This is a genomic window from Photobacterium lucens (assembly GCF_009873615.1).
Lineage (GTDB): Bacteria > Pseudomonadota > Gammaproteobacteria > Enterobacterales > Vibrionaceae > Photobacterium > Photobacterium lucens.
The window spans coordinates 1-12,331 of the sequence record NZ_SSMG01000309.1; the positions used below are offsets into that span (position 1 = coordinate 1).

General features: G+C 43.2%; 13 protein-coding genes. 9 read left to right on the top strand and 4 right to left on the bottom strand.

The window, feature by feature from the left end:
* The first annotated feature begins 175 nt into the window (after nucleotides 1–175).
* From E5A76_RS13455 to E5A76_RS13470, 4 genes are all read left to right on the top strand, one after another.
* Nucleotides 176–1,768 carry an AbgT family transporter gene (locus E5A76_RS13455; protein ID WP_161119234.1) on the top strand — a complete coding sequence of 531 codons (1,593 nt, stop codon included), beginning with the start codon at nucleotides 176–178 and terminating at the stop codon, nucleotides 1,766–1,768.
* A gap of 113 nt (nucleotides 1,769–1,881) precedes the next feature.
* Nucleotides 1,882–2,739 (top strand): LysR family transcriptional regulator, encoded by an 858-nt coding sequence (locus E5A76_RS13460; RefSeq protein WP_161119235.1) that lies wholly within the window; start codon nucleotides 1,882–1,884, stop codon nucleotides 2,737–2,739.
* Between the two features lie 101 nt (nucleotides 2,740–2,840).
* Complete coding sequence (locus E5A76_RS13465; RefSeq protein WP_053987407.1) at nucleotides 2,841–3,725, top strand: patatin-like phospholipase family protein; 885 nt, start codon at nucleotides 2,841–2,843, stop codon at nucleotides 3,723–3,725.
* 269 nt (nucleotides 3,726–3,994) lie between these two features.
* Nucleotides 3,995–4,471, top strand: a complete 477-nt coding sequence (locus tag E5A76_RS13470; protein WP_107166749.1) for a Dps family protein — start codon at nucleotides 3,995–3,997, stop codon at nucleotides 4,469–4,471.
* A gap of 148 nt (nucleotides 4,472–4,619) precedes the next feature.
* Here E5A76_RS13470 and E5A76_RS13475 read toward each other — a convergent pair whose 3' ends face one another.
* Together E5A76_RS13475 and rhtB are read right to left on the bottom strand one after the other, a co-directional pair.
* On the bottom strand, nucleotides 4,620–5,843 hold the full coding sequence (locus E5A76_RS13475) for an EAL and HDOD domain-containing protein (RefSeq protein ID WP_053987405.1): 1,224 nt from the start codon (nucleotides 5,841–5,843) through the stop codon (nucleotides 4,620–4,622).
* A 29-nt stretch (nucleotides 5,844–5,872) separates the two neighbouring features.
* Complete coding sequence (gene rhtB / locus E5A76_RS13480) at nucleotides 5,873–6,490, bottom strand: homoserine/homoserine lactone efflux protein (protein WP_053987404.1); 618 nt, start codon at nucleotides 6,488–6,490, stop codon at nucleotides 5,873–5,875.
* Between the two features lie 262 nt (nucleotides 6,491–6,752).
* Between rhtB and E5A76_RS13485 the strand changes: the two genes are divergently transcribed.
* Nucleotides 6,753–7,673: an alpha/beta fold hydrolase gene (locus E5A76_RS13485; RefSeq protein WP_161119240.1), complete on the top strand. Its 921-nt coding sequence runs from the start codon at nucleotides 6,753–6,755 to the stop codon at nucleotides 7,671–7,673.
* A gap of 156 nt (nucleotides 7,674–7,829) precedes the next feature.
* Entirely contained in the window at nucleotides 7,830–8,630 is an 801-nt protein-coding gene (locus E5A76_RS13490) for a Cof-type HAD-IIB family hydrolase (protein WP_161119236.1), read from the top strand.
* A 68-nt stretch (nucleotides 8,631–8,698) separates the two neighbouring features.
* Here E5A76_RS13490 and E5A76_RS13495 read toward each other — a convergent pair whose 3' ends face one another.
* Nucleotides 8,699–9,157 (bottom strand): EVE domain-containing protein, encoded by a 459-nt coding sequence (locus E5A76_RS13495; protein WP_053987402.1) that lies wholly within the window; start codon nucleotides 9,155–9,157, stop codon nucleotides 8,699–8,701.
* A gap of 60 nt (nucleotides 9,158–9,217) precedes the next feature.
* Here E5A76_RS13495 and E5A76_RS13500 point away from each other — a divergent pair, with 60 nt between their 5' ends.
* From E5A76_RS13500 to E5A76_RS13510, 3 genes are all read left to right on the top strand, one after another.
* Complete coding sequence (locus E5A76_RS13500) at nucleotides 9,218–9,640, top strand: hypothetical protein (RefSeq protein WP_161119237.1); 423 nt, start codon at nucleotides 9,218–9,220, stop codon at nucleotides 9,638–9,640.
* Nucleotides 9,641–9,713: 73 nt separating this feature from the next.
* Nucleotides 9,714–10,298 carry a tRNA-uridine aminocarboxypropyltransferase gene (locus E5A76_RS13505; RefSeq protein ID WP_161119238.1) on the top strand — a complete coding sequence of 195 codons (585 nt, stop codon included), beginning with the start codon at nucleotides 9,714–9,716 and terminating at the stop codon, nucleotides 10,296–10,298.
* Nucleotides 10,299–10,418: 120 nt separating this feature from the next.
* Nucleotides 10,419–10,886 carry an outer membrane lipoprotein gene (locus E5A76_RS13510; RefSeq protein WP_008988242.1) on the top strand — a complete coding sequence of 156 codons (468 nt, stop codon included), beginning with the start codon at nucleotides 10,419–10,421 and terminating at the stop codon, nucleotides 10,884–10,886.
* Nucleotides 10,887–10,940: 54 nt separating this feature from the next.
* On the opposite strand, the gene E5A76_RS20770 is transcribed toward E5A76_RS13510, so the two are convergent.
* Nucleotides 10,941–11,681 carry a prepilin-type N-terminal cleavage/methylation domain-containing protein gene (locus E5A76_RS20770; protein WP_161119239.1) on the bottom strand — a complete coding sequence of 247 codons (741 nt, stop codon included), beginning with the start codon at nucleotides 11,679–11,681 and terminating at the stop codon, nucleotides 10,941–10,943.
* Between the last annotated feature and the right edge of the window lie 650 nt (nucleotides 11,682–12,331).

Below are 12,331 nucleotides of genomic sequence, written 5' to 3' on the forward strand. Positions count from 1 at the left end.
AACCAATACTTAACAATTATTTAATAGTTTTGTTTATTTGAATTTTAAAAGTGATAAAAATCGTACATTTACATTTAGACACACTTTAACATTGATTTTACATGAAACAACAGGATAACATCTTGGCTACAAAGCAGTACCCATTGACGGGATAAAAACTACAACGGAGGTAGTGATGCACTCATCGGCTTCACAACAACAGCAACCTAAAAAGACGTTTTTTACACGTTTTCTCGATACGGTGGAATGGTTAGGTAACCTATTACCCCACCCAATTACCCTTTTTGCTATTTTCTGTGTGGCGATCTTAGTCGCTTCAGGTATTGCCGGCTACTTTGGCGTTTCTGTTATCGATCCTCGCCCTGAAGGTGCACCCGGTCGTGCCGCTGACGGGATGATCCATGTAGTCAGCCTACTTAATGCTGAAGGTATACAACTTATCGTGGCAAACCTAGTGAAAAACTTCACTGGCTTTGCACCATTAGGTACTGTACTGGTTGCCATGCTAGGTGTGGCGATTGCAGAACATTCTGGTCTATTATCTTCTGCGATGCGTGGTTTGGTAATGGGCGCATCTCGTCGCATGGTAACGCTGGTCGTAGTATTTGCCGGTATCATCTCTAACACCGCTTCTGAGCTTGGTTACGTGGTTCTTATTCCTCTTGCAGCCATGCTATTCCACTCACTAGGCCGTCACCCATTAGCCGGTCTTGCCGCTGCTTTTGCTGGTGTATCTGGTGGTTACAGCGCCAACTTACTACTAGGTACAGTTGATCCACTGCTATCGGGTATTACCCAGACTGCAGCACAAATGATCGATCCTAATTACATTGTTGGCCCAGAAGTGAACTGGTACTTCATGTTTGCTTCTACCTTTGCGATCACCATCATGGGTGCATTCGTTACTGAAAAAATCGTTGAGCCAAAACTAGGCAAATACGATGCAGCAGAAGCTAGCGATGATTTAAGCCAAGATAAAATGGGCAAACTGACTGCGCTTGAAAAGAAAGGTTTGAAAGCGGCGGGTCTTGCAGCACTAGCTGTTGCAGCACTGCTAGCACTGACGATTGTGCCTGCTGACGGTATTCTACGTAACCCACAAACTGGTTTAGTGGCAGGCTCTCCGTTCCTTAAAGGTATCGTGGCATTTATCTTCGTGTTCTTCGCAATTCCAGGCTTTGTTTACGGTAAAGTGGTTGGCACGATGAAGAACGACCGTGATGTGATCAACGCGATGTCACTATCGATGTCATCAATGGGTATGTACATTGTACTGGTGTTCTTCGCAGCACAATTCGTAGCCTTCTTTAAGTGGACGAACTTTGGTCAAGTATTCGCAGTTGGTGGTGCAGATTTCCTCCAATCGATTGGTTTAACAGGTCCTGCGCTATTCTTTGCGTTCATTCTAATGTGTGGCTTTATCAACCTGATGATTGGTTCAGCATCTGCACAGTGGGCAGTAACCGCACCTATCTTTATTCCAATGCTAATGCTGGTAGGTTATGCGCCTGAAACGATCCAAGCGGCATACCGTATCGGTGATTCAGTAACCAATATCATCACACCAATGATGAGCTACTTCGGTATGATCCTAGCCGTAGCAACCCGTTACCAGAAGAACCTAGGTCTAGGTACGCTGATCTCAACCATGCTGCCATACTCAATTGTCTTTATCATTGGCTGGAGCATCATGTTCTACGTATGGGTGTTCGTATTGGGTATCCCAGTCGGTCCCGGCGCTAATACTTACTACAACATCGCTGGTTAACCACCTATCCTTTTTTAGCCGGACATGATGTCCGGCTTTTTTTATCCCCATTTCCCGCTAAATCCTATTGCTGTGATAACCTGCCTACTTAGCATCATAGAAGGTTACTTACGATGGATTTACGACTACTACGCTTTTTCATTGCGGTTTATGAAGAGAAAAACATTACCCTTGCAGCAGAGCGCTGTTTTGTGTCTCAACCTTCGATTTCCAACGGTATTAAGCAACTAGAGCAAGAGCTGAATACGGTACTGTTCCTACGCCATAAAAAAGGGGTCGATGTTACCGATGAAGCCCACTACTTATATCCATTAGCGATCCGTTTGCTCAATGATGTGAATACTCTGCCGCAATTGTTCCAACAGCGTACTGAGCGATTACCGTTAACCTTGGCGAACTTCCCCGATCTCAGCCAAAGCCAGCTGGCGAAAATATTTGCGACCCTACACCACAACATTACTAATTTATCGCTTGAATTAGTGGATCACGACAAGCCTGCGGATGCACGCTTAACCCTTGATATGTTCAAGGCTGAAGATGAGATCTTCTTACCGCTATGGGATGAAGACTATGTGTTATGCATGTTGCCCGATCACCCTCTTGCGAGCTTAACATCTGTCTCGCCCGAGCAATTGCACCAACATGATTTTATTGAATGCCCGCCTTGCGAAGCCCACCAGCAAACCATAGGTTTACTCGCTTGTGACGGCTTATCCGTTAATCTCGTGGCAAAGGCTGAGCATAAAACCCAAGTCATGCACTTGGTACAAGCAGGACTCGGCATTTCGTTTCTCCCAACAGGCGTGCTAGAAAGTGCCAATCAACTGGTGACAGTACCGTTAGAGGGGCCACGCATGTTCCGCCGTTTAGGGCTGTGTTATCCCGCCAGCAAAACCTTAAACCCAGCCCTTTCTGAATGTATTAAAGTGCTGAGCCAAAGCGTGACCGCAAACCAAGCAGAAAAAGGTTAAATTTTTCCTATCACACTGATAAGAAAAACCGACTGTAACTGTTGCCTTGCTAGTTTTATTCTTGTGACATCGGTCACTTAGTTCTAGTTATAGGTAGTTTTATGAGTACAGCAGCAAATTCTCGAGCACTTGTCGTTGAAGGCGGCGCCATGCGCGGTATTTTTGCTAGCGGTGTACTTGATGCCTTTCTAGAAAATAACTACTTGGATTTCGACTTCGCCATTGGTGTTTCAGCCGGAGCCACTAACTTAATTGGCTTTTTATGTGGGCACTATGGCCGCAGCCATAAAATCATTACCGAGTACTCTCGTGATCCTGAGTTTATTAACTTCTCACGCTTTACTCATGGTGGTCACCTGACGGATATTGATTGGCTATGGCGCACCAGCACTCGTCATTTACCACTTAATTTGTACAAATATGAGCAACGCCAAATTCCTTTATTTGCCACTACAACCAATCTGGAAACAGGTGATGCTGAATACATTGAAGTGACACGCAATAATCTGACACCGGTGATGGAAGCAACCTGTGCCTTACCCATCGCTTATCGCCATAACCCTACCATTAACGGCGTAGCAATGAGTGATGGTGGTGTCGCAGATTCGATCCCTGTGATTGAAGCCTATCGCCGTGGCGCCCGTGATATTACTGTCGTGCTATCAAAACCTTTAGGTTTCCATAAACCTGAAACTAAAATGCCGTGGTTAATTAAATCCATGTTCCACGACCATCCTGCATTTGCAGAAGCGGTGCTAAAACGAGCAAAGCGTTATAACGCTGCACTTGATTTTATTAATCATCCACCTAGAGATTGTAAAATCACCGTGGTTGCGCCTAATAGCGATTTTCAAGTGGGACGTCTTACTCGCAACCTCGATAAACTTGAGCATGGTTATGCGATGGGGAAAGATGCGGGGAATCGCCTATGTGGGATCACACCTTGCTACGGTAAAAACTGCCATGGTGATTTAATCGCAGCCTAATACATATATATCTAAGTGACTTAGCTATAGCAGACTTATTAAAGCCATCTGACAATTGCCGAATCCTGTCAGGTGGCTTTTCTTATCTGTAATTGAGCAAACCTGACCTTAACAGCAATCCCCCCTAGCCTCGATTAAATAGCTAATACCTATCAGTTTAATAGAACCTAACAGTTATACCTATCACCAAAGATTACCTATACTGGCTCCATCACGTAAAGGCAGGGTCCTTTACCTAACAAATTTATCGAATGAGTGAGGAAAGCAGTATGACGAGCGAAATGAATTTAATTGGTCTTGATACCCAAAAAGCACAAGCTTTGGCTGCAGACCTTAATAAACTCTTAGCTGATTACCAAGTGCTTTACATGAATACCCGTGGTTACCACTGGAACATTAAAGGCCAACAATTTTTTGAACTTCATGTGAAGTTTGAAGAGATCTACACCGATCTTCAGCTAAAAATCGATGAATTGGCAGAGCGTATCTTAACCTTAGGCTATACCCCAGATCACAGCTTTAGCAGTTACTTAGCCGCAAGCGATATTAAAGAGCATCGCAATGCAACAGAAGGAACTGAATGTGTTGAAGGCTTAGTGAATGGTTTTAGTATTCTACTTCGCTTAGAGCGCCAAATCTTGGCAGAAGCGGGTGATGCTAACGATGAAGGTACCGCTGCATTGATGGGTGATTACATTCGTGAGCAAGAAAAATTGCTATGGATGCTTAACGCTTACCGTCAATAAGTTGCAATAACAAATCCTAAAGCGGGTATGAATTTAGTCAGCTCATACCTTGCTCTTTTCGCATCGAAGCCTCGGTGCGAAGCCCTCTGACTTACACTTATAACATTACGATTCCTATTTGGGGGTGAGACTACATAGCCCCCTTTTTTTAACGTTTTAAGTTCACTGCCGTGCACTTATCCGCCCAATCGACCGCAGCTAAATAACTTTCACGCACCACTTCTTCTTTGATCCCTAACACCTGACAACAGATTGATACTCGTGTCCAATCCGCAGTACAAAATGCATCAACCACATCCAGTAATAAACCTAAACGCCCATTGCGCTGTAACAGTGCCGATTTAATTTCCGGTTGCAATTGGATCATATCAAGCAAGCTATCTAACGAGTTATCAAGCAGTGCATCTAACAGTGAAAACATGCCTGCTAAAAATGCCTGCTCAGAGCGTAATCCAACGCCCCCTTTGGTCACCATTAATTCGCACATTTTGGCACGGAGTAATGACAGCGAATACAGCTCTTTAGGCTTATCTAATGCCGCATGAGCTGTTGCCACCACTCCAATAAATAAGCGTAAGTTATCCTCACCTAGATAGACTAATGCTTGGCGAAAGGAGCTTATCGGCGTGCGGAGGCGTTTAGTTACGGTATTCACATAGCGAAGCAATAAATACGATAAAGACACGTCACTGCTGATGATTTTCTCTATTCGAGCAAAATCCACCGGATCATGGGCAATTTCATGCAATAGCTGCACTGTTGTGAGCTCTGATGGCGCGACTTTACGGCTTTTCAGCACTTCTGGTTTACTAAAGAAATAGCCTTGGAACAGATGAAAACCCGCCGCTTGCGCTTGGGCGTAATCATCGTAAGTCTCTACTTTTTCAGCTAAGAATTTAGCTTTTAAATGCTGATTATCACGCACGTATTGGCATGATGCTTCAACGCCCAACGCCAGTAAATCTAATTTAATTACCGAAATATAAGGCAGGAATCGCTGCCACTCTGGGCAGCAATCAAAATCATCAAGGGCAAATACATAGCCTTTTTGATGAAGGTGTTTGACGGCGCTTAATAATTCATCACTAGGACTACAGCTTTCAAGAATTTCTATCACTACCTTATCTTTAGGCAGTAACAGTGGCATCAACTCAATTAAGCAGTGTTGAGGAAAATTAATGAAGTTGCGCTGACCTTTGCAGGAACGGTTATCCCCGATAGCCATGTAATTTTCCATGACTAAACGGCATGTCGCTTCATTCGCATCGATATTAGGGAAAGCATTACTTTCACCATCTCGAAATAACAGTTCGTAGCCAATCGTCTGCTGTTTGCGATTAAAAATTGGCTGACGAGCAACATAGGAATACATCAAACCCTTCCTTTATTCTTCATCACATATTAAGCCCTAGCCAAGGCCAATAACGCACCACAACCAATAAACATAGAACCAAACAAGCGGTTTAAGCGTGTCATCACCGTGGTTGAGCGAATATAGCGAGTAAAACGCGATGCTAACAGCACGTAAAATAACATTACACAACCATCAACCACTAATGTCGTGATACCTAAGATCAATAACTGAGGTAACTGAGGTGCTAATGGATTGATAAATTGAGGAAATAACGCCACTAAAAATACAATCGTTTTAGGATTGGTTAAATTGACAAAAATCGCCCGTTTAAACAATGTCGTCGCCGATACCGTGATATCACGATCAGCCAGTGACAGTGCAGATTTCTCACGCCATTTTTGAATACCTAACCAAACTAAATATATCGCACCCAGCCACTTGATCACGGTAAATGCTAATTCTGAGCCAGCAACAATCGCACCGAGCCCAACACCGACTAAAATAATATGGACAGCCATGCCAAGCTGTAAGCCGATAATGGATGCTAATGACTTACGCCAGCCGTAAACCATGCCATTACTGATCGAATTAACGGTACCAGAGCCAGGGGCAAAACTAAACACAATTGCGGCTAACAAGTAAGCCAACCAAACATCAATGCTCATTTGATCTCTGTGAAGTATTTATGACATTTATAAATTGCGTTTATAACCTGATCTGAGTATGTAAAGCAACATGGCAATACTTATTCTGATAAGGAGAAATAAGGTATACTGTGCAAAGTAACACGCTTACCTATTCAACAGAATCACTACGTCATCATTTACTGTGATGCTTGCCCAAACAGATAATGCCGGACACGCTTTAATGACTTGCCAACCTTCAACTTGTACCACCTTCTCACAAGAAGAACACTTCCCCCACACAATGACTACAGCTATCAATGAAATGTGGCAACAACGTCACGAAGGACGCTTTACTGGGGTTAAGCAATGTGAGTTAGGTTGGGTCAGTTTAACGCCGGGACACAGCGATAAAGTGATTGTGGTGGTCAATGGCCGAGTTGAAACCTACTGGAAATACCAAGAGCTGTTTTATGATCTGATCCAGCAAGGTTACCATGTGTACTCACTCGATCACCGTGGTCAAGGGGTGTCAAATCGCTTAGTCGAAGATAAAGAGATGGGCTATGTCGAGCAGTTTGATGATTATGTTGACGATCTCAATTTGTTCGTGGAAAACATCGTCAAGCCCCAAGGGTATAAGCAACATTTCATTTTAGGTCACTCCATGGGAGGCGCCATTACCAGTTTATTGCTTGCCCGTTACCCTCAACTCTTTGATCGCGCCGTCCTCAGTGCGCCCATGCACGGCATTTATGTCAAACCTCATCTCAAGCCATTCGCTGAAGCACTCATTGGGATCACCGAACTCTTTTCTCGTACCCCACAATATGCCATTGGGCAAAAGCCTTATTATGTCAAACCGTTTGATGGCAACTTACTCACCCACAGTGAAGTGCGCTATCAATGGTTTCGTGAACTGTATGATCAAAAGCCCGCATTACGTATCGGTGGCGCCACCAATCACTGGGTATGGGAAAGCATCAAAGCTTCACGTCAGGCAATAAAACAAGCAAGCAATATCACTATCCCTGTGCTGTTACTGCAAGGTAGTGAAGATAAAATCGTTGATAATGCTTGCCAAGTTCGCTTTAGCCAAGCAGCTAATCAAGGACAAGGGCAATGTGATTTTCGCATCATTCAAGGCTCTCGCCACGAGATCTTATTTGAAAGCGATCCGCTGCGTAACCAAGCATTAGCCGCCATCATGCACCATTTCGCTTAGTCTGTTAAAAGCTTGCCGCTTTTATCAAGCCAGATAAAAGCGGAAGTCTAAATATCCTACTTTAGCCTCTTTTTTCGTCATAAAGCTGATCTAGAATGAGTACTCCCTCTGGCATTCACTATACCCGTTTCGCCTGTTTTACTATCGAGAGTTCACATGTTTAAAATTGTTGCTTCAGATCTAGATGGCACCCTGCTTACCCCTGCTCACAAAATTGCCCCTTACACCCAAGACGTGCTTCAGCGTCTCCATCAGCAAGATAAACACTTTGTATTTGCCACCGGTCGTCATCATATTGATGTCGCTGAAATGCGTGAAAAATTAGGTATTCCTGCTTATATGATCACCTCAAATGGTGCTTGTGTGCACGATGCTGAGGGCAACCTTGTGTTCCAACAATCGTTAAGCCCAGAGGTGATCCGCAGTGTGGTTGCAATGGCAAAACACGATCCTGATCTGCACATTCACATGTATCAAGGCGATCGCTGGATGCTAAACCATGAAAATGAAGCACTGCGTGATTTCCACGATAGCTTTAGCTACCACCTTTACGATGTCGAAAACCCACCAACAGAGAATGTATTAAAAGTATTCCTTACCCGTGACGACCAAGATCACGACAAGCTCGTAAAATGGGAACAAGCGTTTAACGAAAGCTTTGGTGATAAGGCGAACATTGCATTCTCAACCCCTTGGTGTTTAGAAGTGATGGATGCAGGCGTGTCCAAAGGGGATGCTCTGGCAGCCGTCGCGAAAGCACTTAACATGACGCTGGCTGACTGCATTGCTTTTGGTGATGGCATGAATGATGTGGAAATGCTGTCAATGGCAGGTAAAGGTCTGATCATGGGCACATCTCACGACAAAGTGAAGCAAGCACTTCCTAACAATGAAATCATTGGCTCTAGCGCCGATGAAGCAGTTGCTCACTACCTTGAAACACATTTATTAGCATAAGTGCTCATCGATCAAAAAAAGCTGCCTCGCGCAGCTTTTTTTAGGGCTTTTTATGATTTTTTAGCGTCTTAAAATTGCCCTGTCATAGTCAGAATTTCCTGCCATTGCGCTTCGGTTACAGGCATCACACTTAAGCGACTGCCTTTTTGTACTAATGGCATTTCAGCTAACGCCGGATTGGCTTTCATGCGCTTTAAGCTGACTAAGCGTAAATGACGTTGATACTCGATATCGACCATAAACCAACGAGGGTTGTTAGGATCGGATTTTGGGTCAAAATACGGGCTTTCGGGATCAAACTGAAAATGATCCGGATACGATGCTTTCGTTACCGTTGCAATGCCTACCACCCCAACATCCTTACACGATGAGTGATAAATGAAGATCTGATCTCCCAATTTAACGTCATCACGTAACATATTACGGGCTTGATAGTTTCTCACCCCTTCCCAAGGTGAAACTTTCATCTGCTTTAGGGTGTCTATAGAAAATGTGTCTGGTTCTGTTTTGAATAACCAATAGGCCATTTTGTTATACCACGATTGCCAACTTCCTCATGAATTTGAGCCTACCATAGAGAGAATAAAATGACAGTTTCACGGTTACCCCTTGCCCTTATTTTTGCAGCCACCACCTTAACAGGCTGTGCCAGCTGGTTACCAAGCAGCTTGAGTTTTGGTAGTGATGACAGCAATGCAAATTGGGTCGGTGAATATCAAAGTGCGCCAGAAATGGGCTTAATTACCCATTTAAGTTTAAAAGGTGATCACAGTGCCACCACCACCTACCAATACATCAATGGCGATCCAAGTTTAGAAGAAAAAGGCAGCTGGCAAGCAGTGAATAATACCCAGTTGCAAGTAGATATGACCTCACACCATGGGCTTAATAGTGAGCGTATTTATACCTTTGATCCAAGCAAGCAACAGCTAACGGCAACAAAAGAGACCGTTAATGGTCAGAAATACCATTTAGGCACCAACGGTTTGGTACTGACTAAACAAGATTAACGGCCCACAACCGTGACTTAACGGTAAAATGTATGCCACACTTCGCATGTCTTTGAGGTTAGGAGAAATACCCATGTCATGCCCTCGCTGTGGCTTTCAAAACAACTGTATCTGCGAGTATGAGCCAACACTGCAATGCTCGGCTCACTTTGTTTTATTAACCCATCCTCGCGAACTCAATAAAGACACCAATACCGGCAAACTGATGGTCAATAGTTTGCCTCATTGCCGTGTAGATGTATGGCAGCGCACCGAGCCGCCTGCACAGTTAATTGCGCAGCTACGCGATCCCCGCTACCACGCTTATTTAGTTTTCCCAAGTGATGACGAGCATCCCAGTGTGTCACTCGCTTCAACGTCAAAAGGCGCCATTCCCCTGTTTATTATTCTTGATGCGACATGGCAAGAAGCAAAGAAAATGGTACGTAAAAGCCCATGGCTCAGTGCGCTACCACGCTTAGCATTAACCCCGCAGCAAGCATCTAATTATGCGCTGAGACGCAATCAGCAAACGGGGAATCTTTGTACTTGTGAGGTCGGCATCAGCTTACTTGATGCACTGCAATTAGCCGATGAAGCGATCCAATTACAGCATTATTTCGATGCATTCATTACGACTTTCCATGCAGATAAAAGTGGTCACATCAAAAGCTTGTAATACATTCAGCAACTTACGTTCACTGTTTTTGTAATATGAGTTTTCGTGCTTTCTTTTCTAATCGAATAAGCTCAAATTACACTCAATATTTAAACACTGTATTTTTAGTGAAGAAGTAAGATGAAAACGAAGATCCTTGCTCTGACAGTGATCCTGTCTACTTTAGGTCTAGCAGGCTGTGCAGCCAACCCTTACGGTAATGCTTACAATGTTAACGATGCACGCCAAATGCAAGAAGTGTATTACGGCACAGTGCTACGTACTCAGGGTGTGACACTAAATGGTAATGGTAACGGTATTGGTACCCTTGCTGGCGGTGCCATTGGTGGCATCCTTGGCTCTGGTGTAGGCGGTGGTACTGGCTCACAAATCGCGGCCATTGGTGGCGCACTATTAGGCGGTTACCTAGGTAACGAAGCAGGTAATGAAGTGACTAAGCGTAATGGCGTCAACCTAACCATTAAGCTAGATAGTGGTCGTACCGTTTCTATTGTGCAGCAGGTGAACCCTAACGTGCTATTCCACGCTGGTGAGCGCGTACAAATCAACATCTCAGCGGATGGTACTTCCCGCGTCACCCCTGCATAAAGCAAAGAAATAGAAAAAGGCGCTCAATAGCGCCTTTTTTATTGTCTCTTTATATCAACACTTATCATCAACCACAGTGATCGTGGGCGCGTTGATCAAATTCATATTGTCAGGTATGTCTGCTTCTTTATGGTTATCTTCGCTATGACAAATAGTAAAGTAGCCATCAAGCTTCACCGGCTTTAAGACATAAGGGCAAATCCCTTTTTGCCAAATTCGCTTATGTAATTGATACAGCTTATGGCGCCATCCACCCGCCGCATTATCATTATTGTCGGCAGAACCCTTGTCCGGGACTGACTTTTCTGCGCCAGCGGCTAAATCCGTATATATGACATAACAATGGCTATCTAAGATCTGCTTTTGCGACAAACCTGATAGATCTTTAAGTGAAAAGACCATCATGCCCATATTGAGTTGTAATTTACTACCAGCCCAATCACTCCAAAAATGATCGCCTAACGCCAGCTTTTTCATATCTATTGGGTAGCGATACCAGGATTCTGGTGACGATAGCGCACTCACAATGCCCTTTTCGGTTGCAGTGGGGTAGCCATTAGCAATTGAAATACCATCAACCGTAGCAGTGAGTGCTGTCTCTTTACCTTCAACCATGGCTTTAGCATTAACGGTTGCAGCTGTTGATTGCAATGTACCTGCCAGTTGATGTAAATCAGCTTTACGCGCATCTGATTGTATTTGCATATATTTAGGCACTGCGACTACCGCGAGAATACCTAAAATCACAATCACAACTACGAGTTCAATCAGTGTAAAGCCTAATTTGTTTTTCACACTCAACGTCTACCAAAATACAAATATGCCTTATGGGAATAATATTATATTTTAGCGGTGATATGAAAATATTTGATTATTTTTATTACAAAAAATGATTAAAAAAATCATTCATATTCCATTTAAACTTAATGAAAAATGAACACCTTATTTAACTACAAACCACATCGGTCAAAATAAAAGCGTTTTTTTACTCAAAAACAGCTAATTTTCGCTTTTAAGCAAAACTTAACCCCCATGTAGAAAAAAATAAATATCATACAAAAGGCATTTAACTGCACTAATTATGCATAATTATATTTTCCATATTCACTTTTTAAGCAGTTTTTATGTGATAAATCTTACCCAGTGATATCCGCAAGCTATTGTTATTACGAGTCATTATAATAATGCATAGAACACTAATGAGTTATGCAGTCGACTTATTGTCGAAAATGACTGATCGAATAACGATACTGTTTTCCATATTTAGCACTAAAAATGGAACGTTTCATTCCGAAATTAACGTTTTTTTTTCATCAAAACAGTCGCATTATACACCTCGTTCAAGGGGCAAATGATTTCGCCCTCATATATAACTCTTAAACGTTAAGATTTATATATGAGTTATTTTTTAATTACTTCCCCCAATTAGAAAATAATAAGTAATA

What these genes read in the sequence shown, in the direction of transcription:
- E5A76_RS13455 (WP_161119234.1), top strand. Translation starts at nt 176, where the DNA reads ATGCACTCATCGGCTTCACAACAACAGCAACCTAAAAAGACGTTTTTT.
- E5A76_RS13460 (WP_161119235.1), top strand. Translation starts at nt 1,882, where the DNA reads ATGGATTTACGACTACTACGCTTTTTCATTGCGGTTTATGAAGAGAAA.
- E5A76_RS13465 (WP_053987407.1), top strand. Translation starts at nt 2,841, where the DNA reads ATGAGTACAGCAGCAAATTCTCGAGCACTTGTCGTTGAAGGCGGCGCC.
- E5A76_RS13470 (WP_107166749.1), top strand. Translation starts at nt 3,995, where the DNA reads ATGACGAGCGAAATGAATTTAATTGGTCTTGATACCCAAAAAGCACAA.
- E5A76_RS13475 (WP_053987405.1), bottom strand. Translation starts at nt 5,843, where the DNA reads ATGTATTCCTATGTTGCTCGTCAGCCAATTTTTAATCGCAAACAGCAG.
- rhtB (WP_053987404.1), bottom strand. Translation starts at nt 6,490, where the DNA reads ATGAGCATTGATGTTTGGTTGGCTTACTTGTTAGCCGCAATTGTGTTT.
- E5A76_RS13485 (WP_161119240.1), top strand. Translation starts at nt 6,753, where the DNA reads ATGACTACAGCTATCAATGAAATGTGGCAACAACGTCACGAAGGACGC.
- E5A76_RS13490 (WP_161119236.1), top strand. Translation starts at nt 7,830, where the DNA reads ATGTTTAAAATTGTTGCTTCAGATCTAGATGGCACCCTGCTTACCCCT.
- E5A76_RS13495 (WP_053987402.1), bottom strand. Translation starts at nt 9,157, where the DNA reads ATGGCCTATTGGTTATTCAAAACAGAACCAGACACATTTTCTATAGAC.
- E5A76_RS13500 (WP_161119237.1), top strand. Translation starts at nt 9,218, where the DNA reads ATGACAGTTTCACGGTTACCCCTTGCCCTTATTTTTGCAGCCACCACC.
- E5A76_RS13505 (WP_161119238.1), top strand. Translation starts at nt 9,714, where the DNA reads ATGTCATGCCCTCGCTGTGGCTTTCAAAACAACTGTATCTGCGAGTAT.
- E5A76_RS13510 (WP_008988242.1), top strand. Translation starts at nt 10,419, where the DNA reads ATGAAAACGAAGATCCTTGCTCTGACAGTGATCCTGTCTACTTTAGGT.